Origin of the sequence: Streptacidiphilus jeojiense, from assembly GCF_000719095.1 — a bacterium.
Classification (GTDB): Bacteria; Actinomycetota; Actinomycetes; order Streptomycetales; family Streptomycetaceae; genus Streptacidiphilus; species Streptacidiphilus jeojiensis.
Genome location: NZ_JOEH01000008.1, coordinates 135,792 through 161,237, shown reverse-complemented (window position 1 = coordinate 161,237; position 25,446 = coordinate 135,792). Strand labels below are relative to the sequence as shown.

The 25,446-nt window shown below is 72.6% G+C and carries 24 protein-coding genes and 1 pseudogene; 15 read left to right on the top strand and 10 right to left on the bottom strand.

Annotation, left to right across the window (positions count from 1 at the left end; all coding sequences use genetic code 11):
• Window positions 1-3 precede the first annotated feature (3 nt).
• The 3 genes from IF29_RS0111880 to argG are packed head-to-tail and all read left to right on the top strand — an operon-like array spanning window position 4 to window position 3,357.
• Window positions 4-903 carry a PhzF family phenazine biosynthesis protein gene (locus IF29_RS0111880; RefSeq protein WP_030253187.1) on the top strand — a complete coding sequence of 300 codons (900 nt, stop codon included), beginning with the start codon at window positions 4-6 and terminating at the stop codon, window positions 901-903.
• Window positions 904-947: 44 nt separating this feature from the next.
• On the top strand, window positions 948-1,856 hold the full coding sequence (locus tag IF29_RS0111875) for an acetamidase/formamidase family protein (RefSeq protein WP_030253184.1): 909 nt from the start codon (window positions 948-950) through the stop codon (window positions 1,854-1,856).
• A 55-nt stretch (window positions 1,857-1,911) separates the two neighbouring features.
• Window positions 1,912-3,357: an argininosuccinate synthase gene (gene argG, locus IF29_RS0111870; protein ID WP_030253182.1), complete on the top strand. Its 1,446-nt coding sequence runs from the start codon at window positions 1,912-1,914 to the stop codon at window positions 3,355-3,357.
• 91 nt (window positions 3,358-3,448) lie between these two features.
• Here argG and IF29_RS0111865 read toward each other — a convergent pair whose 3' ends face one another.
• Complete coding sequence (locus IF29_RS0111865; protein WP_030253180.1) at window positions 3,449-5,062, bottom strand: APC family permease; 1,614 nt, start codon at window positions 5,060-5,062, stop codon at window positions 3,449-3,451.
• A gap of 215 nt (window positions 5,063-5,277) precedes the next feature.
• On the opposite strand from IF29_RS0111865, the gene IF29_RS0111860 reads away from it, so the two are divergent.
• The 4 genes from IF29_RS0111860 to IF29_RS0111845 all read left to right on the top strand — a co-directional run bounded on the left by IF29_RS0111860 (window position 5,278) and on the right by IF29_RS0111845 (window position 9,605).
• Entirely contained in the window at window positions 5,278-6,087 is an 810-nt protein-coding gene (locus tag IF29_RS0111860) for an NRDE family protein (protein WP_051725200.1), read from the top strand.
• Between the two features lie 48 nt (window positions 6,088-6,135).
• A complete protein-coding gene (locus tag IF29_RS43430; RefSeq protein WP_051725199.1) occupies window positions 6,136-8,442 on the top strand; it encodes a protein kinase domain-containing protein in 2,307 nt (768 codons plus the stop codon).
• 46 nt (window positions 8,443-8,488) lie between these two features.
• Window positions 8,489-8,923: a hypothetical protein gene (locus IF29_RS0111850; protein WP_198037411.1), complete on the top strand. Its 435-nt coding sequence runs from the start codon at window positions 8,489-8,491 to the stop codon at window positions 8,921-8,923.
• An 85-nt stretch (window positions 8,924-9,008) separates the two neighbouring features.
• A complete protein-coding gene (locus IF29_RS0111845; RefSeq protein WP_051725198.1) occupies window positions 9,009-9,605 on the top strand; it encodes a TetR/AcrR family transcriptional regulator in 597 nt (198 codons plus the stop codon).
• Window positions 9,606-9,640: 35 nt separating this feature from the next.
• Here the strand turns inward: IF29_RS0111845 and IF29_RS0111840 are convergent, their stop codons facing one another.
• Window positions 9,641-10,276 (bottom strand): FMN-dependent NADH-azoreductase, encoded by a 636-nt coding sequence (locus tag IF29_RS0111840; RefSeq protein ID WP_030253174.1) that lies wholly within the window; start codon window positions 10,274-10,276, stop codon window positions 9,641-9,643.
• Window positions 10,277-10,401: 125 nt separating this feature from the next.
• Window positions 10,402-10,887 (bottom strand): NUDIX hydrolase, encoded by a 486-nt coding sequence (locus tag IF29_RS46815; RefSeq protein WP_030253173.1) that lies wholly within the window; start codon window positions 10,885-10,887, stop codon window positions 10,402-10,404.
• A 349-nt stretch (window positions 10,888-11,236) separates the two neighbouring features.
• Between IF29_RS46815 and IF29_RS0111830 the strand changes: the two genes are divergently transcribed.
• On the top strand, window positions 11,237-12,064 hold the full coding sequence (locus IF29_RS0111830) for an SAM-dependent methyltransferase (protein WP_030253172.1): 828 nt from the start codon (window positions 11,237-11,239) through the stop codon (window positions 12,062-12,064).
• Between the two features lie 55 nt (window positions 12,065-12,119).
• Window positions 12,120-13,019, top strand: coding sequence for an aminoglycoside phosphotransferase family protein (locus IF29_RS0111825; RefSeq protein ID WP_030253171.1), 900 nt, complete (start codon window positions 12,120-12,122; stop codon window positions 13,017-13,019).
• On the opposite strand, the gene IF29_RS48790 is transcribed toward IF29_RS0111825, so the two are convergent.
• The 4 genes and pseudogenes from IF29_RS48790 to IF29_RS0111805 all read right to left on the bottom strand — a co-directional run bounded on the left by IF29_RS48790 (window position 12,948) and on the right by IF29_RS0111805 (window position 14,907).
• The gene (locus tag IF29_RS48790; RefSeq protein WP_380522722.1) at window positions 12,948-13,172 is read right to left on the bottom strand and encodes a hypothetical protein; all 225 of its coding nucleotides are present in this window, start codon (window positions 13,170-13,172) and stop codon (window positions 12,948-12,950) included. The genes IF29_RS0111825 and IF29_RS48790 overlap by 72 nt on opposite strands.
• Window positions 13,173-13,269: 97 nt before the next feature.
• A pseudogene (locus tag IF29_RS41795) lies at window positions 13,270-13,698 on the bottom strand (DUF3885 domain-containing protein); the annotation flags it as partial.
• A 161-nt stretch (window positions 13,699-13,859) separates the two neighbouring features.
• Window positions 13,860-14,210 (bottom strand): hypothetical protein, encoded by a 351-nt coding sequence (locus tag IF29_RS45920; protein ID WP_198037409.1) that lies wholly within the window; start codon window positions 14,208-14,210, stop codon window positions 13,860-13,862.
• Between the two features lie 58 nt (window positions 14,211-14,268).
• Window positions 14,269-14,907: a TetR/AcrR family transcriptional regulator C-terminal domain-containing protein gene (locus IF29_RS0111805; protein WP_030253169.1), complete on the bottom strand. Its 639-nt coding sequence runs from the start codon at window positions 14,905-14,907 to the stop codon at window positions 14,269-14,271.
• A 102-nt stretch (window positions 14,908-15,009) separates the two neighbouring features.
• Here IF29_RS0111805 and IF29_RS0111800 point away from each other — a divergent pair, with 102 nt between their 5' ends.
• From IF29_RS0111800 to IF29_RS43425, 6 genes are all read left to right on the top strand, one after another.
• Window positions 15,010-15,273, top strand: coding sequence for a hypothetical protein (locus tag IF29_RS0111800; RefSeq protein WP_030253168.1), 264 nt, complete (start codon window positions 15,010-15,012; stop codon window positions 15,271-15,273).
• Between the two features lie 155 nt (window positions 15,274-15,428).
• The gene (locus tag IF29_RS0111795; RefSeq protein WP_063757483.1) at window positions 15,429-16,817 is read left to right on the top strand and encodes an MFS transporter; all 1,389 of its coding nucleotides are present in this window, start codon (window positions 15,429-15,431) and stop codon (window positions 16,815-16,817) included.
• A gap of 86 nt (window positions 16,818-16,903) precedes the next feature.
• Window positions 16,904-18,151: an ROK family protein gene (locus tag IF29_RS41790; RefSeq protein ID WP_051725197.1), complete on the top strand. Its 1,248-nt coding sequence runs from the start codon at window positions 16,904-16,906 to the stop codon at window positions 18,149-18,151.
• A complete protein-coding gene (locus IF29_RS0111785) occupies window positions 18,148-19,332 on the top strand; it encodes an enolase C-terminal domain-like protein (RefSeq protein ID WP_030253165.1) in 1,185 nt (394 codons plus the stop codon). Before IF29_RS41790 ends, IF29_RS0111785 begins: the two co-directional genes overlap by 4 nt.
• Entirely contained in the window at window positions 19,329-20,114 is a 786-nt protein-coding gene (locus IF29_RS41785) for an SDR family NAD(P)-dependent oxidoreductase (RefSeq protein ID WP_051725196.1), read from the top strand. Before IF29_RS0111785 ends, IF29_RS41785 begins: the two co-directional genes overlap by 4 nt.
• A gap of 39 nt (window positions 20,115-20,153) precedes the next feature.
• On the top strand, window positions 20,154-22,325 hold the full coding sequence (locus IF29_RS43425; protein ID WP_051725195.1) for a right-handed parallel beta-helix repeat-containing protein: 2,172 nt from the start codon (window positions 20,154-20,156) through the stop codon (window positions 22,323-22,325).
• Between the two features lie 94 nt (window positions 22,326-22,419).
• On the opposite strand, the gene IF29_RS0111770 is transcribed toward IF29_RS43425, so the two are convergent.
• Genes IF29_RS0111770 through IF29_RS0111760 form a run of 3 tightly spaced genes read right to left on the bottom strand, consistent with a single transcriptional unit; the run spans window position 22,420 to window position 25,375 of the window.
• Window positions 22,420-23,097, bottom strand: a complete 678-nt coding sequence (locus tag IF29_RS0111770) for a hypothetical protein (RefSeq protein ID WP_030253162.1) — start codon at window positions 23,095-23,097, stop codon at window positions 22,420-22,422.
• On the bottom strand, window positions 23,094-24,635 hold the full coding sequence (locus tag IF29_RS0111765; RefSeq protein WP_030253161.1) for a hypothetical protein: 1,542 nt from the start codon (window positions 24,633-24,635) through the stop codon (window positions 23,094-23,096). Before IF29_RS0111765 ends, IF29_RS0111770 begins: the two co-directional genes overlap by 4 nt.
• Window positions 24,632-25,375, bottom strand: coding sequence for an ABC transporter ATP-binding protein (locus IF29_RS0111760; protein ID WP_030253160.1), 744 nt, complete (start codon window positions 25,373-25,375; stop codon window positions 24,632-24,634). Before IF29_RS0111760 ends, IF29_RS0111765 begins: the two co-directional genes overlap by 4 nt.
• Window positions 25,376-25,446 lie beyond the last annotated feature (71 nt).

The window sequence follows — 25,446 nt, the reverse complement described above, 5'->3', positions numbered from 1 at the left end:
CTGATGGACCGGGACCACCTGCCGCCGGTCAACGTCGTGAACGCCTGCCTGCGCGACGGGCGCGGCGGCAGCCCGACCGCGGTCCTGGACGACGCCCCGCTCAGCGAGGAGCAGCGCCGGCGGGTGCCGGTGACGCTGGGGACCTCGCACGCCGTCTTCGTCACCACCGGCGAGGACGGTCGCGGCCGTCCCACCGCCTCGCTGCGTTTCTTCACCGCCGAGGGGGAGTTGCCGGCCTGCGGCCACGGCACCGTCGCGGCCCTCGCCCTGCTCGCCGAGCGCAGCGGGGCCGAGGAGTACCGGGTCTCCCTGAGCGCCTCGGGACGGGCCTTCGACGGCCGCGCCGTCCGGGAGGGCGGGGACAGGGAGGGCGGGGCCCGGTACCGGGCCGACTTCGACCCGGGCCCGGTCCAGCTGCGCCGACCCGCAGCCGAGGAGACCGCCCCGGTCCTGGACGCCCTGGGCGTCACCCCGGACCTGCTCGGCGACGGTGCCTGCACCATCGCCTCGGTGGGCCGCCCGCGGCTGCTGGTCCCGCTGCGCACCCGGTCCGCGCTGGCCGCGCTGGCCCCCGACACCGACCGGCTGCGGGCGGCCTGCGACCGCCTCGGCCTGCTGGGCTGCTACGTCCACTCGGTGCCGACCGCCGAGGGCCGGGCGGCGGCCCGGATGTTCGCGCCCTCGATCGGGGTGCCCGAGGACATCGCCAACGCCAACAGCACCGCCTGCTTGATGGCGCACCTGGCGACCGGGCAGGGCGCCGACTCCGTCACCGTCGACATGGGCGATACCCTCGGTGCCCCCGCCACCATCACTGCCAGCATCACCGCCGGCGCGGAGCCCGGGCCGTCGGGTCCGCTGGTCCGCGTCGGCGGCACCGCGGTACTCACCCACGTCCGCTGACTCAACCGAATCGTCCGTCGAACCGGCCATGGAGGACCGCTGCCATGCACTTCGAGCGCACCCGCACCCACACCAGCTGGGACCGGAACCTGCCCCCGCTGGCCGAACTGACGCCAGGTGAGGAACTGGTGGTGGACACCGCCGAGGCCAGCGGCGGGCAGCTCAACCCCGGCTCGGCGCCCCGGGACCTCGAAGCGCTCGACTTCAGCCGGCTCAACCCGGTCACCGGGCCCTTCGCCGTCGCCTCGGCCCGGCCCGGCGACGCCCTGGTGGTGGACATCCTGGACATCGCCGTCGGCAGCTGGGGCTGGACCGCCTGCATCCCGGGCTTCGGACTGCTGGCGGACGACTTCACCGCGCCGCACCTGCGGATCTCCAAGATCACCGAAGGCTCCGCCGAACTGCTCCCGGGCCTGACGATCCCGCTCGCCCCGATGCTGGGCACCATCGGGGTCGCCCCGCCGGAGCCGGGCCCGCACGGCATGATCCCGCCGCGCCGCTGGGGCGGGAACATGGACATCCGCCACCTCGGCCCCGGTTCGCGGCTGATCCTGCCGGTCGGCGTGGAGGGTGCGCTGCTCTCGCTGGGCGACGCCCATGCCGCGATGGGCGACGGAGAGGTCGCCGGAACCGGCATCGAGACGGACGCCACGGTCCGGATCCGGGTCGACCTGCTCCGCGACGCGGCGCCGCGCACGCCGGTGGTCGAGACCGACGCCCGCTCCCACCGCACCGGCCGCGCCCTGGCGACCACCGGCATCGGACCGGACCTGATGCGGGCTTCCCGGGACGCGACCAGGGCGCTGGTCGACCTGGTGGTCGCCCGCAGTGGGCTCGCCCCGGAGGACGCCTACCTGCTGGCCAGCGTCAGCGGCGACCTCAAGATCTCCGAGATCGTGGACACCCCGAACTGGGTGGTCACCGCCCACCTGCCGCTCGACGTGCTGGGCTGACGCCGTCCGGGTGAACGTCGTTGCATGACCATGCGCGTTTATGCATAATATTCCTATGTCTAAGGTCCTTACTTCCCTTCCCGTCGGCGAGCGCGTCGGCATCGCCTTCTCCGGTGGCCTCGACACCTCGGTCGCGGTCGCTTGGATGCGCGACAAGGGTGCCGTCCCGTGCAGCTACACCGCCGACATCGGCCAGTACGACGAGCCCGACATCGCCTCGGTGCCCGGCCGTGCCAAGGCCTACGGTGCCGAGATCGCCCGTGTGGTGGACTGCCGCGCGGCGCTGGTCGAGGAGGGGCTGGCCGCGCTCAGCTGCGGGGCGTTCCACATCCGCTCGGGCGGGCGCGCCTACTTCAACACCACCCCGCTCGGCCGCGCCGTCACCGGCACCCTGCTGGTACGGGCGATGCTCGGGGACGGCGTGCAGATCTGGGGCGACGGCTCGACCTTCAAGGGCAACGACATCGAGCGGTTCTACCGCTACGGCCTGCTGGCCAACCCCCACCTGCGGATCTACAAGCCCTGGCTGGACGCGGACTTCGTGACCGAGCTCGGCGGCCGCAAGGAGATGTCGGAGTGGCTGCTGGCCCACGACCTGCCCTACCGCGACAGCACCGAGAAGGCCTACTCCACCGACGCCAACATCTGGGGCGCCACCCACGAGGCGAAGACCCTGGAGCAGCTGGACACCGGCGTGGAGACGGTCGAGCCGATCATGGGCGTCCGGTTCTGGGACCCCTCGGTCGAGATCGCCACCGAGGACGTGGCGATCGGCTTCGAGCAGGGCCGCCCGGTGACCATCAACGGGGAGACCTTCGCCTCCCCGGTCGACCTGGTGATGGCGGCCAACGCCATCGGCGGCCGGCACGGCCTGGGCATGTCCGACCAGATCGAGAACCGGATCATCGAGGCCAAGAGCCGCGGCATCTACGAGGCGCCCGGCATGGCCCTGCTGCACGCGGCCTACGAGCGGCTGGTCAACGCGATCCACAACGAGGACACCGTCGCCCAGTACCACAACGAGGGACGCCGCCTGGGCCGGCTGATGTACGAGGGCCGCTGGCTGGACCCGCAGGCGCTGATGGTGCGTGAGTCGCTGCAGCGCTGGGTCGGCGCGGCCATCACCGGCGAGGTCACCCTGCGGCTGCGGCGCGGCGAGGACTACTCGATCCTCGACACCACCGGCCCGGCCTTCAGCTACCACCCGGACAAGCTCTCCATGGAGCGCACCGAGGACGCGGCCTTCGGCCCGGTGGACCGGATCGGCCAGCTCACCATGCGCAACCTGGACATCGCCGACTCGCGCGCCAAGCTGGAGCAGTACGCCGGCCTCGGCCTGATCGGCACCGCCAACCCCGCCGTCGGTGCTGCCCAGGCGGCCGCGACCGGCCTGATCGGCGCCATGCCGCAGGGCGGCGCCGAGGCCATCGCCGCCGGTGGCGAGGGGTCCGGCGACGACGAGGCGCTGAACCGCGCGGCGATGGAGTCCGGCACGGACTGACCGTACTGACTGACCGCACGGACTGACCGCACTGACGGAGGGGCCCGGCGCCATGGACGTGGCGCCGGGCCCCCGCCGTTGCAGGACGGGCTCAGGGCGGCGGCAGGCGCCGTCCGGCCCGCACCGCCCAGACGAACACCGCCGCCGCCACCAGCGCGACGATGATCGAGTCATAGGGCGCGGAGATGTGGCCGGAGCCCTTGAACGAGCCCAGCCAGGACAGCAGCGTCAACGCCAGCAGGTACACCACCAGCCAGGAGCCGCTGAGCAGTTCACTGCCGAGCGAGGGCCCGGTGCGGTGTCCGGGGTTCCGTCCGGCCTCCTGCTGGGGCCGCAGCAGCAGGAAGACCAACAGCCCGGCCAGCACCAGCGGCAGCGCCAACCGCAGATCGTGCCAGCCGGACCAGTACACGAACTCGCTGGCCACCACGAAGCTCAGCGGCGCGATCCAGGTCAGCCCGGGTACCCAGCCGCGCAGCCGCCCGTCCGGGCGGCCCTGGAAGACGGCGACCGCCACCGCTGACGCGGCGTAGATCAGCAGGTACATGTCGCCCATCACGCTGACGATCTGCTGCCAGCCGCTGAACGGCAGCAGGAACACCACGATCACCGCGAGGTTGAGCAGCAGCGCCCGGTGCGGGATGCCGTGCTGCCCGCTGACCCGCATGAAGTAGCGCGGCAGGGTGCCGTTCTTGGCCAGCGCGTAGGTGTGCCGGGCGTCGATGGCCACCCCGACGTAGGCCGAGCCGCCGGGGGAGACCACCGCGTCCACGTAGAGCAGGCTGGACACCCACTGCAGGTTGAGGATCAGCGCCAGCTGGCCGAACGGCGAGTCGAAGCTGACCCCCGACCAGCCGTGGCCCAGCAACCGCTCCGGAACGGTGAACAGGAAGGCGAACTGGAGCGCCAGATACAGCACCAGGGCCAGCCCGATGCCGCCCAGCACCGAGCCGGGCATGGTGCGGCGGGGGTTGCGGGCCTCGCCGGAGAAGTCCAGCGGGGCCTGGAAGCCGTTGAGCGAGTAGACGATGCCGCCGCCGGCCAGCGCGCTGAGCACCGCCGGGTAGCCGTAGGGCGCGAAGCCGCCGTGGGCGGCGTCGGTCAGCCGTCCGGACTGGAAGCCGGAGGCGAACAGCGCGATCACGGTGAGCACCGGTACGACGACCTTGAAGACCGACACCAGGTTGTTGAACCGGGCGAAGAGCCTGACCCCGAACCAGTTGAGCGCGGTGAGCACCACGCTCAGCCCCAGCGCCACGGCCAGCCCCCGGCCGGTGAGGCTCCCGTCGTGGTAGACCCAGGGGAGGTAGTGCCCGGCGTACTGCATGATCGCGCTGATCTCGGCGGCGGTCCCGCCCACGGACAGCAGCGTGGACCAGCCGATCAGCGTCCCCACCAGCCGTCCGCTGGCGAACAGCGGCCAGCGCACCGTGCCGCCGCCCTCCGGCCGGGACACCCCCAGCTCCACCATCACCAGGGCGACCAGCATGCACAGCACCCCGGCCGCCAGCCAGGCCAGGATCGACGCGGGACCGGCGGTCTGCGCCGCGTACATCGCGGCGAACAGCCAGCCCGAGCCGATGATGTTGGAGAACCCGATCGCCGTCAGGCCCCAGAAGCCCAGATCGCGCCGGAGCCTGCGCTCCTCGGTGAGCGCCTCCGAGGCCGCCGACGCCGCCGGCAGGGCGTCCTGACTGTCCGACACTCGTCCCTCGATCCTCTCGTCCCGCTCCCGCCCCGACGCTACGGCCGGCGGCGCCCGAAGCCCCGGGCCGACCTGACGTTCAACCCCGACGGGTGTACCCGTCTGCTCCATACGGTCCGCTCCCGGGCTACTCCGGTCCGCTCCGGCCTGCTCCGGTCTGCTCCGTGTCGTACCCCGAACAGCTCTGCTGCACGACACAGTGCTGAAATGGCGTCATGTGCACTGCGGTGATCAGCATCGACCCGGCGGCCCCGTTCCCGATCCTGCTGGCGGGCGTCCGCGACGAGTTCCACGACCGGAAGTCGGTGCCGCCCGGGCACCACTGGCCGGACCGCCCCCGACTGGTCGGCGGCCAGGACCTGCTCGCGGGCGGGACCTGGCTGGCGGTGGACCCCGGCGTGCCCCGGGCGGGCTGCGTGCTCAACGGCTTCGGGCGACCGGCCCCGGAGCAGGACCGGCTCTCGCGCGGCGAACTGCCACTGCGGTTCGCGGCCGACGGCAGCCTCGGTGAGCTCGACACCGCCCGCTACGACCCGTTCCACCTCATCTGCGCCACCCTGGACGAGGTCCGGCTGCTCAGCTGGGACGGTACGACGTTCGCCGACCGCCCGCTGGGACCGGGGCTGCACATGGTGACCAACCTCGGGCTGGCAGGACTGGAGCCGCCGCTGCCGGCGGGACCGGGCCCCGACGCCGGCGCCATCCGGGCGAGGATCGCCCACTTCGTGCCGCTGCTGGCCGCCGCCCCGCGCCCCGCGCCGGGGTCCGGCGCGACGGCGGAGGCCTGGGGCGCCTGGCTCCCGCTGGTCGACGGCGACGGCCTGGACCCGGACGACCCGCGCGCCCTGGTGGTCCGTCAGGAGGTCGGCGGCCGCGTCGCCGGAACGGTCTCCACCACCCTGCTCGCACTGGGCCACGGCACCGTGCGCTACGACTTCACCAGCACCCCCGGCGCCACCGAAGGGTGGTGGAACGTCATGCCCGGCCGGTCCGCTCCGACGTCGGCCGGAGCCGCCGTGGACTAATCTACGGCGATCGGCAGTGCGCATCGATCACCACGGGGAGCCACCTTCATGCAACCGCTCGGCAGCACAGACCCGCAGCAGGTGGGCCCGTACCGACTGCTGGGGCGGCTCGGCGACGGCGGCATGGGCTCCGTCTACCTGGGGCGTTCGGCGGGCGGCCGCACGGTCGCGGTCAAGGTGGTGCGCCGGGAGTTCACGGCCGACGAGGAGTTCCGGGCCCGGTTCCGCCGCGAGGTGCAGGCCGCCCGTGCGGTCTCCGGCCCCTTCACCGCCCAGCTCGTCGACGCCGACCCGGATGCCGAACTGCCGTGGCTGGCAACGGCGTTCGTCGCCGGCGTGGCGCTCAGCGCGGCCGTGCGCAGACATGGACCGCTGCCCGAGCAGGTGCTCCGGGTGCTCGGCACCGGCCTCGCCGAGGCACTCCAGGACATCCACCGGGCCGGGGTGATCCACCGCGACCTCAAGCCCAGCAACGTCATGCTCGCCGCCGACGGTCCGCACGTCATCGACTTCGGCATCAGCCGCTCGACCGAGACCAGCGCCCTCACCTCCGCCGGCCTCGTGGTCGGTTCCCCCGGCTTCCTCTCCCCGGAGCAGGCCACCGGCGCCACGGTGGTCCCCGCCACCGACGTCTTCGCGCTGGGCGCGACCCTGGCCTTCGCGGGCCTGGGCACCGGCCCGTTCGGCGCCGGTCCCACCCCGGCCCTGCTCTACCGGGTCGTCAGCCAGGAACCGGAACTCGCCGGGCTGCCCGACGCGCTCCGCGAGATCGTCCACGCCTGCCTGGCCAAGGAGCCGTCCGGGCGGCCGTCCCCGGACCAGTTGGTCTCCCTGCTCGCCGCCGACCCCGCGGATGTGGCCGGGGCCTGGCTGCCGGCCGAGGTGATGGCCGACATCGTGGCGGAGTCGGGGGTGCTCACCGGCAGCAGGCAGTTCGAGGCACCGGCGACGGCGGTGACCGTCCCGGCGGCGTCCGTCCCGGCGGCGTCCGGCGTCGACCCGCGGTTGGGCTTCGGGTCGGCCGGTGCCCCGGCCACACCCGCGGGACAGACTTCGACGCAGCAGTCGGCAACGCTGCCGACGGCCCCTTCGCCCGCGCCCGCCGCGATACTCGCGCCGCAGCCGCGGGGCCTCCCGCGCCGGGCCGTACTCGGCCTGCTCGGAGGCGCCGTCGTGGCGGGCGGGGGCGCCGTCGCCTACGCGCTGTCGAGCGACGGCAAGCAGTCCGGGAGCAGCGACTCGGCGAAAGGCTCCGGCACGCCGTCCGCGTCCCGGAGCCGGAGCGCCGTCGTCGCCCTGGCCGATGCTCCGCAGCGGAAGCCGCTGTGGCATACGACGTTCGCCGGCCTGACCGGCAGCGTCGCTGCGGGCTCCGGCACCGTCGTGGTCGGCCTGTCCGGCAACGGCTACCGGGCGCTGGCCCCGGCCGACAGCACCCGACTGTGGGCGCACGACGTCGCCCTCAGCGCCGACGGCGGCTCGGGAGTCCCGTACTTCGACGGCCGCACCGTCTACCTCACCGGCTCGACGGGCAGCGGAAGCCCGGAGCTCCAGGCCATCGACACGGACAACGGCTCGCTGCGCTGGAAGGTGGCCGCGAGCGATTCCGATCAGGCCCTGGCAGGCGTGCAGGGCAAGCAGGCCGGCGTCCTCTACGTCTCCGGTTTCGACAGCAGGGGCCAGCGGGGCAGCCTGATCTGGGCGGTGGACGCCGGCACCCACAGCACCAGCTCGGTCCGGTGGAGCCCGGACTACGGAGCGATCCTGCCCGGCGACTCCGACTCCGTGGTGATCGCCGTGGGCGGTCGCGACGCCCTGCGGATCGGCGCCTACGCCGCAGGCGCCAAGAAGTGGCAGCGCACCCTGGCGGGCCTGGCCCCGATGGGCGAACGGACGACCATGTACGCGGCGGCGGGCTCGAAGCTCTACGTCGTGGCCAACGGCCTGCACGTCCTGGACCGCGCCACCGGCAAGGACCTGGTCGCGACCGTCCCCCTGGGCCAGAGCGGCCCCGGCCGGGTGCTGGCCTCCGGCACCGGCCGCCTGTTCGCGGCCGCAGGCAACGCCCTCTACGGCATCCGGCCCAGTGACGGCGGCGTGCAGTGGACCGTCAAGGGCGAGCAGCCGTTCGTGCAGATCGACGGCGGGGACACCGGCACAGCCTCGGTGACCATGGCCGCGAGCGCGAACACCCTGTACGCCCTCGACGCCCGGAACACCCTCTACGCCCTGGACGCCGCCACCGGCTCCTGCACCTGGCGCTTCGCCGCCCCCCAATCCGCCACCTGCTACCTCGCCGCCTACGGCGAGTACGCCTTCCTCACCGCCGACAGCACCCTGTACACCCTCACGTAGTCGCACACCCTCACGTAGTCCACTTCGCCCCGAACCGACTAGCCTGATGCCCGGGAACCGAACCGGAGAACTGACCATGGCCGCCAAGACCGTCGCAGAGAAGCTCGTCATCAAGCCGGGCAACGCCGTGTGGGTGTCGCACCCCGACCGCGCCGGCCTCCTGGGCGCACTGCCCGAGGGCGCCGAGGTGACGGAGTCACCGGGGGAGGCGGACGCAGCCGTGGTGTTCGCGGACGACGCGGCCTCGGTGCGCGCGGCGTTCGTCAAGGACGAGAGGGCGCTCACCACCCGGGCCGTCCTCTGGGTGGCCTACCCGAAGGCGAACCGCACCGACGTCAACCGCGACAGCCTGTGGCCCATCCTCGCCGACTTCGGCCTGCGCCCGGTCAGCCAGGTCGCCGTCGACGAGGTGTGGTCCGCGCTGCGCTTCCGTCCGCTGAAGGCGGGCGAGGAGTTCGGCGGCGCCAAGGCCAAGGCGTAGTTCGGCGCGTAGCGGGGGCCCGGCGGGCGTATAAGCTGAAGGCATCGTCAACTTAGCCGTCCTCGACCCGGGAGAGGTGAGCGCTGTGCCCGAGGCACCCCAGTCGCCGCCGCTGCGCGCCGACGCCCGCCGCAACGTCGAGAAGCTGCGCCAGGCCGCGGCGGACGCCTTCTCCGAGCACGGGCTCGACGCGCCGTTGGAGACGATCGCGAAGCGGGCGGGGGTGAGCATCGGCACGATCTACAACCGCTTCGGCAGCCGCGACGCCCTGCTGGACCAGGTCGTCAACGAACTCGCCGACCGGCGGGTGCGCGCGGCGATGGCCACCGCGGACGGCACGGCCGGCGGCGCGTGGGAGAAGCTGCTGGCCTACGTCGGGTCGATCTGCCAGGGACAGGCCGACGACCCGGCGTTCAACGACGCGTTCTCCCGCCTCTACCCCAACGCCCCCGCGTTGAAGGCGGTCTGCGACCGGTCCCTGGCCTTCGCCACCGAACTGGCCGCCGGTGCCCGCGCGGAGGGGGCCCTGCGCCAGGACGTCCTGATGGACGACATCGCCCGCTTCTTCCAGGTCAACGGCGACCTCGTCCGTGCCGGGGACGACGCCGGCCGCCGCCGCGTCCTCGCTCTGCTCTTCGAGGGCCTGCGCGCCCGCCCCGACAACCACCCGCTGGCCGGCTGAGCACTCGCCGGTGCCGTCGCCCCTCGCGTGCCTCGCTACGCGGCGCGGGCCGCCTTCTCGGCGGCCTCGAACGCGTCGGCCCGCGACTGCTCGCCGAGCGGGACGAGGTGCTGCAGGTCCGGGATGTCGGCGGCCAGCGTCAGGTCCGCGACGATGAAGGTCGGCTCCATCGCGAGGATCACGGTCAGCGCCGACTCCAGGTAGTTCAGCACGTGCTCGTGCGGCGCCCGCGGCGTGCCGGGGGAGTAGGAGCCGCCGCGGCTGGTCACCACCGTCACCGGAGTGCCCGCCACCTTCGACTCCGGCGATCCGGCGGTGCGGCCCATCAGGATCACCTGGTCCAGCCAGGCCTTGAGAGTGGAGGGCACCGCGAAGTTGTACATCGGCGCGCCGATGACCACCGCGTCGGCCGCCTCCAACTCCGCTATCAGGGCCAGGCGTTCGGCGAAGGCCCGAGCCTGCTCCGCGGTGTGCTGCGCCGGGTCGAGCGACCCGGCGGTGTGGGCGTCCGCGGTGATGTGCGGGACCGGCTCGGCGGCCAGGTCCCGGTAGATCACCTCGCCGCCCGGGTTCTCCTCCAGCCAGGCGCGCCGGAAGGCCGCGGTGACGGCCCGCGAGGTGGACGCCTGGCCCGCGAACGCGGACGAGTCGATGTGCAGCAGTGTCGCCATGACGCAACTCCGTAAAGGGGTTTGGGCGTGCGCATCCTCCCGCCGTGGAGGCGGGACGGGCGCAGCAGATAACTTGAAACTGCCCTCAACTTTAGGCATAAGTTGAGGGCTATTTCAAGTTCTTGCTATCGCCACAGCCGCCAGATGCGTCCGGTGGCCCGGCGCCATTCCCAGTAGTGCGTGCTCACCGCCGCGTGCTTGTCGCCGAAGGCTTCATCCGTGGTGAAGTCGGCTGCTGGGAGGCCGGACACCTCGGCCGGGATCGTCCAGAGCCGGTAGCTGGTGGTCAGACCGGGGTAGGACGGCGATTCGGTCCTCCTGGTGGCCACTTTGGCGCGCGCCAGGTCGAGGGTGACCCTCGATTCGTCCACTCCGAGCTCCTCGGCCAGACACCTCCGTGCGGCATCGGCGGGGGTCTCGCCCGGCAGCATCTTCTCGGCGGGCGGTGAGTTCCGCTCGCGCACACTGCCGTTGGCCATCAGCTGCCTGGCCTCGACGAGCCTCCTGCCGCCGACCTGGATGATCACGCTGACGGCTGCGATCTGACGGAGTGGCGGACTCTTCGAGAGGACGGTCTCACCCGACGCGACCTCGCTCCACAGGTCGTCCACGGACTTGCTGACGCCAACACCCCATGTCCCACGGGGAATCCCCGCGAGATCGAGCCATTCCTGAAGATCCGTCAGACTGCGCGGTGGGTCGTCCTGACCGTCCCCGCCGGGCCAGGACGGGTTCCATCGTGCGCCGGCCTCCCCGGCCGGATCGACACCGCTTCTCCAACGTCGTAGTCGTAGCCGTGGGGTTCCTGATCCTGTCGACATGCCTGGCAAGACTACTGTCTGACGGTCCGTCGGCTGTGAGCCCGAGGAATCCCCGTTCCTTTCGCCGTCGATCGTTCTAGGGTGGTTCCCGACGTATAGATGACCGCTTGGAGACTCCGTGGCGCGCGAGACCGACTGGATGAAGGGCACCGGAGAACCCGGTCCGTTGCCGTCCGCCGATCTGCAGATGGACATCCCGCACCCGAGCCGGATGTACGACTACTACTTGGGCGGAAAGGACAACTTCCCGGCCGACCGTGAGGCCGCGGAGCGGGCCGTCGCCGCCAACCCCGAGTTCCGCAGCACCGCCCGCGCCAACCGGAGCTTCCTGCAGCGTGCGGTGCGCTTCGCCGCGGAGCAGGGCATCGACCAGTTCCTGGACATCGGCACCGGGATCCCCACCGCCGGCAACACCCATCAGATCGCGCAACAGGTCACCCCCTCCGCGCGGGTGGCCTACGTCGACAACGACCCCATCGTGTTGGCGCACGCCCGCGCGCTGATGGCGGACCTGGGAAACGGCCCCACCACCGTCCTTCAGGCCGACCTGCGCGACCCGGCGGCGATCCTGGCCGACCCCAGGCTCCTCGCCCACCTGGACTTCGACCGCCCGGTCGCGCTGGTCCTGGTCGCGGTGCTGCACTTCCTGCGCGACGAGGACAAGCCGCACGCCGTGGTCGCCGAACTGCTGAGCGCGCTGGTCCCCGGCAGCCTGCTGATCCTCTCCCACGGCACCGCCGACTTCGTGTCACCGGAGGTCCGCGACAGCATCATCAGCGTCTACGACAAGGCCACCGCCCCGCTGGTGGGCCGCCCCCGCGCCGAGGTCACCCGCTTCTTCGACGGCCTGGACCTGGTCGACCCCGGCGTGGTCACCGTCCCGCTCTGGAGGCCCACCGAGACCCCGGACGAGGGCGCGGAGCGCGTCGGCATCTACTGCGGCGTCGCCCGAAAGCCCGTCAACTGACCTTCCAAGCGCCGCCACTCGTCGCCTCCGCCTGCCTCGGGTACTGTGACTGCGCATGATCGAATCCGGGATTGAGATCGGCGAGGATCTGGTACGCGAGCTGCTGCGGGAACAGCATCCGGACCTGGCGGCGCTGCCCATCCGCGAGGTGGCGGGCGGTTGGGGCAACCAGATGTGGCGCCTCGGCGAGGAGTTGGCGGTCCGGGTGCAGCGGATGGACGCCAGCCCGGAGCCACAGCTCAAGGAGCGCCGGTGGCTGCCGACCCTGGCCCCGCGCCTGCCGCTGCCGATCCCGGTCCCGGTGCGGGACGGTGCGCCGTCCGAGCGCTTCCCCAAGATCTGGACCGTCATGACCTGGGTCGAGGGCACACCGTTGGATCACGCTTCGATCACCCGCGGCGACCACGCGACCGACGTCCTGGCGGCTTTCCTCAAGGCGCTGCACATGGAGGCACCCGCCGAGGCCCCGGACGCCCTGGACCGCGGCGGTCACCCCAGGACGTGCACGGAGGGCTTCGAGAACTTCCTACGGGCCGTGGACCTGGGCCCTGTCGTGGCCGACGACATCCGGGCGGTGTGGGACGACGCGGTCGCGGCCCCCGAGTGGCCGGGCCCGCGGGTCTGGGTGCACGGCGACCTGCATCCCGCGAACGTCGTCGTCGCGGACGGGACACTGGCAGGGATCGTCGACTTCGGCGACGTCTTCGCCGGCGACCCGGCCTGGGACCTCGCCGCCGCCTGGCTGCTCCTCCCCGCGGGCGGTGCCGCACGGTTCTTCGACACCTATGCCCAGGCGGACGAGGCAACGGTCCGACGGGCGCGCGGACTGGCCGCCATGAAGAGCCTGTTCCTGATGCTCATGGGCCAGAACGGCGACCGCGGCCTACCTGGCGGCAAACCGAACTGGGGCCCCGCAGGCCGCGCCGCCCTCGACCGCGTCCTGAAGGACCTCTGACGCCGGTCGACATCGATCAGCTGGCCTTCCGTGCCTCACCGTCGTCATCCATCCCGCTCGGGCTGCAGCGTCCCGTTCGGGATCCCGCCGACCGGTCTTCTGCCACAGGGCGAACCGCTCGGCCTCACCGGCGACGCCGTAGATGTCCCGCATCTCCAGGTGTATCGCGGAACTGCGGGCCGTCTGGAACGGATCAGCCGTCCAGTCCTTCTGCGACATCACACGCCTTTTGGAGGACCGGCGGAAGGCGTCAGAGTCCTTGTGGGTGCTTGGACAGCCAGTCGCTGTGGCGTTCGCGCATGGCGTCCCGGCTGGAGCTGTTCGCGAGGATCACGTCTGCGCCGCCGTCGTAGGGGTGGTAGAGCTGGCCGAGATTTGTGTCGGTGATGATCACACCTGCTGATACGTTGTCTGCGACCGAGCGAAGCAGCGGGTCAATGCATGCTGTCTGCCAACGGATGCAGCTGATGTAGGAGTGCTGGAAGACCCGGTACTCCGGATCGGGCTCGTTGGTGAGAGAGGATGTCCACAGTTCGCTGCCGGGGTGGAGTCGACGCTGGTCGTCTGACCGTACTGCGGCATCGCCCGGACAGGACCATCCGTTGGTGATCACGCAGACGTCCTGCCCTGCGAACAGTTCGTCCAGCACCGTGTTGTGGCGCTCCAGTACGACTCTGTGCTCGGCCTCATCCTGTGCCTAGCGCTTTGAGTCTGGCAGGCTGTGGAACCGGACCCAGCGCTCAGCGTGTTCTACACGGAGCTTGTGCGCGTCGGGTGGCATCGCCTGCCACCTCTCCTCCCACCGCGCCAGTAGGTCGCTGAACAACTCGCCGTCCTCGCTCATGCGTCGGTTTTCACGTCGCTGGCCGTGCAGGACATGCGGTTGTGCATGGGTGCCCGGTCGAGTACTTCGATGAACATGATCCGGCCGTCCAGGACGTCCAGGTTCAGCATGCCTTCCTCGGGCATGAGCGGCACGCAGCGATGTCCTGGGCCATAGGGCTGTCCTTGTGGGTGATCCGCTGTTCGGATGCTCTGGCAGAAGTCGTCAGTGCATCTGCATTTCCCGACCAGGCGGACATCCCGCACGCAGATGGCCAGCCAACCTTCTCCTTCCCCTTCCAGGAGAGCGGTCAACTCGGCAACGAGGTCGGGGAAGACGTCGCGAACGAGGGGTTGGTCCTGCTCCATAGCGGGAGGGTGGCACGGCCTGACCTCGTCTGACAATCGGTTTGGGGCGAGCGGCCGGTCACGACACCGTGCCGGCCTTGGCTGCCGCGCCCTCGATCACCACGGCGAGGCAGTCGTGGAACAGGTCGTCGACGGTGCGGTCGGATTGGAAGTATTCGGCGATGCCGGACACGAGCGTCGGATGCTGCTCGGTGAATGCGGCCATGTCGAAGTCCTTCATGGCGTCCGCGTCGGCGTCCGGGCGGGGGGCCTGCTCCTCGAGGACGTGGCCGAAGGTGAAGCGTTCCACCGTCAGTACGATCACCCGGGCCTGACGCAACGGCACGCCTCGGGCCACCAGCGTGCTCATGGCCAGTTCGGAGATCGCGGCCATCTTGCGACAGAGCTGGGCCGCTGACAGGACGCGGGCGCCGTCCGGGTGGGCCAGCAGTGCACGGCGCAGCCGTCCGGCAAGTTCGCTGAGCCAGTCCTGCCAGGGTTCTTCCGGGCCCGGTGGTGTCAGCTCGGGGAACTCCTGATCGAGGATGGCCTCGGCGAGCGCGGTCACCAGCGCCGCCTTGTTGGGCAGGTGCCAGTAGAGGGTCGGTGACTGCACGCCGAGCCGTGCGGCGAGCTTACGTGTCGTCAGGCCGTCGAGGCCTTCGGCGTCCAGCAGTGCCACGGCCTCGTCGACGATCCGTTGTCGGTCCAGCGCCATCTCGAACACCTCCCGGCCTGACTCTATCAGTGCTAGAGTCCCTCTATCGGTGATAGGGGCGTGGGTCGCCACGCACGTCGTACACCCGAGGAGTGATGAGACATGGCAGGCGAACGTCGGCTGCGGGATCTGCTGCACGGGGAGACCCATCGCGTTCCGGGGGTCCCCGCTCACGTCGAGCACCCGGCCGGACACCAGGGCAAGGCCCTCCAGCGCCGCTCGGTGAGTCGGAGCACCGCCGCGAACGACCGGTCGCGGAACGGCGCAAGGGGCGGCGGGTGGAACCACTCGTCCGCTCGTCCGCCCCGGGTGCTGGCGGCCTGGCAGCGCCGGATCGCCGCGCTCTTCGGTCAGGAGTCGCCGTGAGCGGTGCCGTGCCCGGAGCTTTGCGGGAGTGTTGCGCCGCGTGAATCTTCCTGCGGAGGAGGGTCCGAGGGGCCCGGAGGTCTTGTCCGCGCTGCCGCGCCTGGCTAACTTTCGGTACGAAATTAACCCCGTGCCCTTCCCTGCCAGGAGCGTTCATGACTTCCCCGGTCCCGACCTCGCGGGTCTCCGCCCGCACCGTGCGCAGACTCGCGCCTCCACTGGTGGCCTTCGGCGAGTTCGTCGACGGCTACGACCTGCTCGTGATGAGCACTGCTCTGGTCTTCCTGACGCCGGCGTTCGCCCTCACCGCCACCGACAAGGGGGTGCTGGGCGCGGCGAGCTTCATCGGCGCAGCGATAGGCGCGCTGGTCTTCGGTGATCTGACGGACCGTTTCGGACGGCGCGCCATCTTCGTCATCAACCTGGTCCTGTTCGTGGTGTTCGCCCTGGCGTCGGCCTTTGTCACCAATGTGCCGGAGCTGGTGGTGGCCCGGCTGTTCATCGGCATCGGCGTGGGGATGGACATCCCCACCAGCTCCTCCTTCCTGGCCGAGGTCGCCCCGGCCAAGCGCCGCGGTCGCTTCGCCGGCTCGCTGCCCAACGCGATGTGGCTGCTCGGCGCGATCACCTCGGCGGCGGTCGCCATCGGGCTGCAGGGGAACCCGGACGCCTGGCGCTGGCTCTTCGGCCTCGCCGCCGTCCCCGCCCTGCTGGTGCTGGTCGCCCGCCAGTTGCTGCCGGAGTCCCCGCGCTGGCTGCAGGCCCAGGGGCGGCAGGCTGAGGCCGACGCCGTCTACGCCCGGCTAGGCCTGGAGAAGCCCGCTCACATCGCCCCCGCGACGGGTCCCCGCGGCTACCGTGCGCTGCTCGCTCGCCCGTACCGCACCCGCGCGCTCGCCTTCGGGCTGTTCTTCGCCGCCAACGGACTGGGCGGGGGCGTCAGCACCATCGCCGGGCCGCTGTTCCTGACCGCGGCCGGCCTGGACAAGTCCCAGGCCATGCAGTTCACCCTGTACGGATTCCTGGTGGGCCTGGGCGCGGTGGCCCTCGGGTCGCTCGTCGTCGACCGGGTCGACCGCCGCTGGTTCGGCGTCGCCACCGCCCTGGGCGCGCTCGCCTTCACCCAACTGCTGGCCTGGGGCGGTACCGGGAACCACACGGTGGTCTTCGTCAGCTGGCTGGCCTTCACCTTCTTCACCTGGATCGGTCCGGGCACGCTGGCCTGGATCTGGTCCACCGAGCTCTTCCCGACCGCGCTGCGCGGCGTGGGAACCGGCTTCACCCAGGCCTCGGGACGGCTCGCGATCGCCGTCACCGCGGGCTTCGGACCCACCGTGATCAGCGCCTGGAGCCTGCACTCGGTGGCGCTGTTCTCGCTGGCCTACCTGGTGTGCGCGGCGGTCCTGCTGGCCTTCCCCTTCTTCGCCACCACCGGTGCGGACCTGGAGCGGACCGCCGACGAGCAGCGGGAGCAGGCCGTCGTGACCGGGGGTTCCACCTCACGACCCGTCAGCGAGGTCGGTGGGACGGCTCTGGAATCCTGAGCGTCCTCAACCGCGATCCTGATCGTGATCCCGATCCTGATGGTGATCGTGATCGTGATCCACCCCCGTACCGCAAGGAGCGAGCGATGACAGCGCGGCCCGCCACCGGAGAACCGGCGCCCCGGACTGCCACGGCAGCCCAACCCCGCGATGTCGGCCGTCGCAATGTCGCCTCGATCATGCGGACGGTGCTGGCGCACGGCCCCCAGCCGCGCACCCGGATCGCCGAGCTCACCGGCCTGTCCGCGGGAACAGTCACCCGGCTGACGGCCCGTCTGACCTCGGCCGGGATGCTCGACGAGCTGCCCGGGGTGCTCGGCCCGGCCGAGAGCGGGCGCCCACGGGTCCCGCTGGACCTGCCGACGGCGCGCAACGCCGTGGTGGGCGTGCACATCGGGCTGCTCCGCACCACCGTCGGCCTGGTCGATCCGCGCGGCAGCGTGCTCGGCCAGGCCGTGCACCAGCACCACTCGCACGAGCCGGCGCAGCTGGTCGCCCAGGCGGCCCTCGGCGTCGAGCAGTTGATCGGGGAGCTGGGCGGTGGGCGCCGGGTGCTCGGCGTGGGGGTCGGCGTCGGCGGCTGGGTGGACACCGACCACGGCACGGTCGTGGAGCACCAGCCGCTGGGCTGGCGCGACGTGCCGCTGGGCACCCTGCTCACCGCGGCGCTGGACCTGCCGCTGCGCCTGGAGGGGACGGTGCGGGCGATGGCGCTGGCCGAGTCCTGGTACGGCGCGGCGACGCGGGTCGACAGCGCGATAGAGCTGTTCATCGGCAATGTCGTCGGCAGCGCCCTGGTGCTGGACCGGCAGATCCACCGGGGTCCGCGTTCCGCGGCCGGCACCCTGACACACCTGCCGGTGGCCGGCGCGCGGGGGGTGCGCTGCGACTGCGGGCGCACCGACTGCCTGCAGGCGGTGGCCACCGACAGCGCGGTGCTGGGCCTGGCCCGGGCCGCCGGTGCCGCGACCGAGGGCGAGGAGATCGAAGACCTGGTCCGACGGGCCGGCGAGGGCGACCACGCGGTCGCCACCCTGCTGCGCCGCCGGGCCCGCTATGTCGGCCGGGCCGCCGCGACCCTGCTGGACCTGGTCAATCCGGAGCTGGTGGTGCTGGCCGGAGGCCCGCTGCTGACCCCGGAGTTCCTGCCCGACGCCCGGCGCGAACTGGCCCGGCACAGCCAGCTCGGCGAACAGGCTCCGCAGCGGCTGGTGCACTCGGGCCTGGGCCCGCACTCGCTGGTGCTGGCCACCGCGGCGCCGTTCCTGGACGCCTACTTCAGCGATCCGCTCAGCTTCGAACGCGGAGCCGAGCACCTGGTGATCGGCGCATGAGCGAGACGCTTCAGCTCCGGCTGCACCGGGCGGCCGTCTCCTGGCGCACGACCTGGTGGGTCGTCACACTCACCGCCTCCGACGGCTGTACGGGACTGGGGGAGTCCTCGGACGCCGGCCCTGGCGCCCGACGGGTCTGGGCCGAGGTGGACGCGCTGCTGCGCGAGGGGGCGACGGTCGAGGAGACGATCGCGCTGCTGGGGGAGGGCCGGAGCGACGGCGATCCGGCCACCGATGCGGACGGCGACGACCCCCGGCGCGCTTCCAACCCCGACCGCGCCACCGCCACCGCCCGCGCCCGCGCCACCGCCCCCGCCCTCGCCCGCGCCACCGTGGGCGGCGCGCTGGAGCAGGCCCTGACGGACCTTCGGGCCCGCCGGCAGGGCCGTCCGCTGTGGCAGGTCCTCGGCGCGGAGGAGGCCCGGCCGGTGCACCGCTACGCCAACATCAACCGGGCCCTGCGGACCCGCACCCCGGACGACTTCGCCCGGACCGCCGCGGCGGCCGAGGCGGCCGGCTACACGGCGGTCAAGTGCGCACCCTTCGACGGGCTGCCACCCGCGCTCCGGCTGCGCGAGGGCCTGGCCAGGGCCCGCGCGGTCCGGCGGGCCCTGCGTCCCTCGACCGCGCTCATGGTCGACGCGCATCTGCTGCTCGGCCTGGACGAGGTGCTGACCGCCGCCCCGGCACTGGCCGCGCTCGACCTGCGCTGGCTGGAGGACGCCGTCGCCCTGGACGACGCCGAGGGGTTGGCAGCCGTGCACGCCGCTGGGATCGCACCGCTCGCGGGCGGTGAGTTCGCGACCGGCCCCGCCCAGGTCCGTGCGGCGCTGCGCAGCGGGCACCTGGGCTGGCTGCTGCCCGACGTCAAGCACAGCGGCGGCTACGCGGCCGCGCTGCGCCTCGCCGACGAGGCCCGCGCCGTCGGCGTGCGCGTCTCGCTGCACAACCCCAGCGGACCGGTCGCCACCGCGGCCGGCCTGCACCTGGCCGCCGCCTGCGGCCCGGACGCCGAGACCGAGTTCGCCTTCGGGGAGGCGAGCTGGCGCGGGCGCAGCGTCACGCCCGCCGAGCCGGCGGACGGGGCCTGGATGACGCCCCCTCAGGGCGCGGGCCTCGGCATCGATCTGGACCACCACTGGCAGGCGCATCCGCTGCCGCACCTGGACGGAGCAGCATGACGACTCGACCCCGTGATCTGATCGGACGGACCGCCGTGGTCACCGGCGGGGCCCAGGGCATCGGGGCCGCCGTGGTCACCGAACTGCTGGCCCGTGGGGCGGCGGTGGTCTCCGTCGACCTGGCCGAGCCGTCCTTGGCCGACGGGGACGGATTTGTCGCGGTGCGCGGCGACGTCACCGACCAGGCCGTCCTCGACGCCGCGTTCGAGGCGGCGGGCGAGCTGGGCGGGCCCGGCGGCGCCCGGATCCTGGTGCAGTCCGCGTTCGGCGGCGCACCGGCCCCGCTGGACGGGCAGCCCGAACCGGAGTGGGAGCGGATGCTGCAGGTGGTGCTGACCGCCGCGCGCCGCTTCGACGCCGCGTTCGTCCGCCAGGTCGAGGGGGCCGGCGCGGGGGACGGCCCCGACGCCGGCGCCATCGTCCACATCGCCTCCCCGCACGCCTTCGGCGCGGTGCCCGGGTACTCCGCCTACGCCGCGGCCAAGGCGGGTCTGCTCGCGCTGACCCGGGCCGCCGCGGTCGAGTTCGGCCCGCGCGGGGTGCGCTGCAACGCGGTCGCCCCCGGCTTCGTGCCGGTCGAGCGCAACCGCCACGTCTGGAGCGATCCGGGGCAGGCCGCCCGGATGCTGCGCGCCTCGCCGCTGGGTCGGTTCGCCGAACCGGCCGACATCGCCCGTGCCGTGGGCTTCCTCGCCTCACCCGAGTCGTCCTTCGTCAACGGCGCCTGCCTGGCCGTCGACGGCGGGATGACCGCCATGCTTCCCGAAGCGCTGCTGCGCTGAGGGCCGGAAGGAGCCACCCGTCATGAAGGAGGACCCCTGTTGTCGCCCTCGAAGTCGTCGCCCTCGATCCGAAAGCGGCGGGCGCTGCTCGCGTTCGCCGCCACGCTCGCCGCCGCCCTCTGCGCCGCCGTGCTGCCGCTCAATCCGGCCCCCGCCGCCGCTGCCACGACCGGCACCAGTACCGGTACCGCCTACTACGTCGACTGCGCCGCCTCCAGCGACGGCGGCGGCAGTCAGACCGCCCCCTTCAACTCCCTGGCCGACGTCAACGCGCTCGCCCTCCAGCCGGGTGACTCCGTCCTGTTCGACCGGGGCACCACCTGCCTGGGCAGCTTCACCCCGCACGGCTCCGGCACCGCCGCGGCCCCGATCCTGGTCGACGCCTACGGCAGCGGCACGCTGCCGGCCATCGACGCCGACGGAGCCACCCAGGCCGTGCTGCTCTCCGACGAGTCCTACCTGCACCTGCGCAACCTCTCGCTGTCGGCCCCCGGCGACAACACCACGGCTCGGCGCGGCGTCTACGTCTACGCGGAGGACGCCGGCACCCTGCCCGGGATCGTGCTGCAGGACCTGGACATCCACGACGTCCGCGGCGCGCTGCCGGCGAAGACGACCACCGGCAACGGGACCGGGAAGTACGCCAACGCCTCCGGCGGCATCGTGGTCGAGGCCCAGGGCAGCAGTACCCCCACCGCCTTCGCCGGGCTGCAGATCCTGGACAACCGCATCCACGCGGTGGACCGCCAGGGGATCTACACCTGGTCCAACTGGTGCCAGAGCTCCCGACTCGCCGCCTTCTGGGACACCCTGTGCACGGCAGCCTGGACCCCCTACACCGACCTGGTCGTCAGCGGGAACCTCCTCTGGGACATCGGCGGTGACGGCATCGCGCCGATGACCGGTCAGGACACCCTGGTCCAGCACAACACCCTGCGCGGCTTCAATGAGCGCTCCGGCTCGCCCAACGCCGGGATGTGGACCGCCAACAGCGTGGACGCCACCTTCCAGTACAACGACACCTCCGGCGGCAACAGCACCTCCGACGGCATGGCCTACGACGTGGACCACTCCACCGACGGCGTGGTCTTCCAGTACAACGTCTCGCACGACAACCAGGGCGGCTTCTTCCTGCTCTGCCCCTACAACACGCCCACCAGCGACTTCGTCATCCGCGACAACATCTCCGTCAACGACGGCGCGCGCGGGTTCCAGGTCTGCGACGGGGCGCTGAAGAACGGTCAGATCTACCACAACACCCTCTACCTGGCCGGCGGCATCAGCCAACAGATCGTCACCGAGTCGACCAGTTCGACCCTGGACGTGAAGTTCACCGACAACGCCGTTGTCCGGCACGGGAGTTCCGGCACCGTCGGCTGGACGCTCAGCGACCCGGCCTGGGTCATCGACCACAACCTCTTCTACGACGTGCCGGTCCCGTCCGGGGCGACCAACTCCGTGACCGGCGCGCCGCTGCTCAACGGCCGCGAGCTCGCCGACCCCTACGGCTACCAACTCGCCACCGGGTCCGCCGCCCTGTCCGCGGGCGTGCAGGTCGCCTCGGACGGGGGGCTGGACTACTTCGGCAACGCGGTTCCGGCGACCGGAGCGGTCGACATCGGCGCCTACCAGGGCGCGGCCGTCTGCACGCCGCCGATCGCCGACACCTTCAACACGGACACCAGCGGCGCGGTCCCCACCGGCTGGACCGTCACCGGGACCGCGTCCGGAGCCCTGGTCGGCACCGATCCGGCCACGGGGGAGTACGGGTCATCGCTCCGACTCACCGGCCAGAGCAGCGATCTGACGGTGGCCCAGTCCATCGCGGCGCCCTCCGGTGACGTCCGCGTGGACGCGCGGCTGTGGGCGGGGCAGACGGGTGCGGCCGTGGGACTCCATCTCCTGGACGCCTCGGGCAACCCGGTGGCGCAGTTCAGCCTGGCCGCCGACGGCAACGCCGCCTACACCGACAGCGGCACCTGGACCGACAGCTCCTTCGCCTACCCGGCCTCGGTCTGGCTATCGGTCTCCCTGGTCCTGCACCCGTCCGCCGGTACCTATGACGTCTACGTCAACGGCATCCGACTGGCCACTGCCCACCTGACCACCGGTGCGGGGGCGGCCGCGCAGGTCCGGCTGCGGGTGCCGGGAGGCAGCGCCGGCTCGTCGTTCGCAGCGGACGACCTGCTGGTCCAGCCGCTGAGCTGCTGACGACCCGACCCCGACCCCGGACCCCGGCCGGCGCTGCCCGGCCGGGGTCCGGCCGGGCGGCGCCGGGTGAGTTGGTGGGCAGGTGGTCAGGTCGTCAGGTCGCGGCGGGGCTGCCGGGGCGGTCGCGGGCTCCGCGGGGGGTGATGGCGGCGAGGCCGCAGGCGAAGACCAGGGCGGCGCAGAGGGCGGCGCCCAGATCGTGCGGTGGGCGGGCGGGCCAGAGCCACGGGGTGGTCAGCGCCGGCGGGTGCCACTGGGTGTAGAGCGCGTACACCGCGGCGACCAGATAGGCCGTCGGTCCGGTCCAGGACAGCGCGCCGTCGATCGCGGCGGCGCACAGCAGGCCGATGCCGGTGAACCCGGCGACGTTGCGCAGCACGTCCAGCGTGCCGCCGGTGAGGTGTCCGCCGGTTCCGGCGGCGGCCAGCAGCCCGACCGCCGCCGCGGTCAGTGCGACCGTGACGGCCGGTCGCAGGAACGGCAGCCAGCGGCCGGTCACGCGTTCCGGTTCGCCGAACGGGCCGGCCACGGTGGCCGCGATGCTCACCGCGACGGCGGCCTCGAAGATCAGCGGCAGTTGCAGTGCGCCGTAGGCGTCCCAGTGCCCGAGCAGGGTGAGCCGCAGTCCGATGGCGCAGACCACCGTCGCCAGCAGCGCCCACGGGACCCTGCGGCCCACGGCGTACAGCCGCACCAGCCGGAGGGTGGGCAGCCAGGCGCCGGTCCGCTGCCGGCCGCTCAGTCGCGGGTCGGTCCGCTGTTCGCCGGTCACGGGAGCTGCGCCAGGGTGATCCGGCCGGCGCGCAGCGCCGCCAGGTGCTGCACCAGCCAGGCGTGCCGGGTGGAGGCCGGCAGTGCGGCGAAGCGTTCCGCTGCCGCGTAGGCCGGGGTCCCCGGGGCCAGGTCCGGCCACGGGTTGGGGTCCGCCCGGTCCGGTCCGCTGGACGGCGCCTGGGCCCCGGGCAGGCCCGCCGCCAGCAGCAGCCCCTTGGCCACCGCGTCCTGGGCCGGGGATTCGCCGGGCTGGTAGTCGACCAGGCGGGCGACCAGGTTGGGGCCGTAGGACTGCGCCAGCTGGTCCTGCAGCTGGCTTGCCAACCCCTTGGCGGTCATCGAGGGGCCCGGCAGTTCATCGGGGAGCACCAGCGGGAACACGTGCGCGGTACCGCTGGCGCGCGGGGCGGCAGGTCGGGCGGAGACGCCGTTGCTGGCCTGCTGGAGGACCACGCCCGTCTGCAGGATCCGGGTCGGCGCGCCGGGCAGGCCGGCGAGCTGGTCGAGCAGCGGTGTCAGGGTGTCGGTCACCAGGTGCAGCTCGGCGGCGTAGGCGGGATTGAGGCAGACCGGGATGGCGGTGTCGCTGCAGACCGGGGTGAACCGGAGCGGCTGGTCGTCGGCGGTGTTGTGCAGCGCCGGGATGTCGATCATGCCCTGTGCGTCCATGGTGCCGGTCCCGGCCAGCGCGACCGCGGTCCCGGCCGCCAGCAGACCGGCCGTCGTGAGGCCGGTCGCGGCCACCCGCACCGACCGGCCGGCCCAGCCGGCGGGCAGTGCGAGCAGGGCGAGCAGTGCGGCGGTGACCCCGGCGAGGAACATCACCTGGGCGATGGGCAGGTCGGGGACGAAGGGGTAGAAGGTCGCCGAGACCCCTTGGGGACCCAGGTCCCAGGGTCCGGTGACGATGGGTGAGATCTGCCAGGCGGATTGGCTGCCGTGGATCGGCTGGGTGGTGAGTGCGAGCAGGAAGAAGGCGGCGATGGCCGCCAGCGGCGCGGTGAAGCGGCTGGGCAGGAAGGTGCCGACGGCGAAGCCGAGGGCGGAGAACGCGGGCAGGCTCGCGGCGCCGACCGCGGCCGGCCACCACAGCGGGCCGCCCCAGCCCACCTGATGTTCCGTCACCCCGTACAGCACGGCCGCGCAGCCCAGGTAGGCCACCAGGGCCCAGATGGTGGTGGCAGCCCAGGGGGCGAGCAGCCGGGCCCACCGCGGCCGGGCGGTGACGCTCACCTGGTCGGTGAGCCGGCGGCGGGCCTCCCGTGACGCGGTCCAGGCCGCGGCGCCGGTCACCGGGACGGCGAAGTCGAGCACCGCGCCGCTCTGCAGCCCGGCCGCGCGCAGGTTCCACAGCGGCAGTTGGGCCATGTCCTTGCGGTAGGTGGTGAGCCAGAACAGTCCGATCGCGATCGGCAGCAGCCACGCCATCGCGTTGTGGCGCAGTTCCAGCCGCAGCAGTCGCAGTACCACCAGGTCCGCCCGGGTGGCGGCCGGTCGCTGGTCGGCCGCCGCCGGGGCGGACGTCGCCGCGCTCATGACCGTGCCTGCGCGAGGACGGCGCTGTAGCCGCGCTCGATCGGGGTGTCCCCGGCGGCCTGGCCGTCGCCGCTGGCGGCGAGACCGTCCGGGGTGCCGTGGAAGACGATCCGGCCGCGGTCCATCAGGGCGACCCGGGCGCAGGCGGCCGCGACGTCCTCGACCAGGTGGGTGCTCACCACCACGGTCGCGCGCTGCCCCAGGTCCCGGAGCAGCGAACGGAACGTCACCCGCTGCTCCGGGTCCAGGCCCGCGGTCGGCTCGTCGAGCAGCAGCAGCTCCGGTTCGTTGACGATGGCCTGGGCGATGCCGACCCGGCGCAGCATGCCGCCGGACAGGGTGCGCAGCCTGGCCTTCCGGCGGTCGCCGAGTTCGACCCTGTCGATCGCGGTGGCGACCGCAGTGCGGGTGCGGGCCGGCGGCACCTCCTTCAGCAGCGCGAAGTACTCGACGTACTCCGCCACGGTGAACCCCGGGTAGTAGCCGGGGTTCTGCGGCAGGTAGCCGAGTCTGCGCCGGATCTCGCGGCGCGGGCCGTAGCGGCCCGGATCGCGGTCGAGCAGCCGCAGACGGCCCGAGGAGGGCGGCACCGCCGTTGCCATCATCCGCAGCAGCGAGGTCTTGCCCGCGCCGTTCGGCCCCAGCAGCCCGAAGACCCCCGGACCCACCTGCAGGTCCACCCCGGCCACCGCCTGGACCGCGCCGAAGCGCCGGGTCAGGCCGGTGATCTCGATGTTCATCGTGTTGCCCCCTAGTGGATCGTTGACTGACTCCCAAGGCTGCCCGTCGGGCCGGGACGGATCGTCACCCC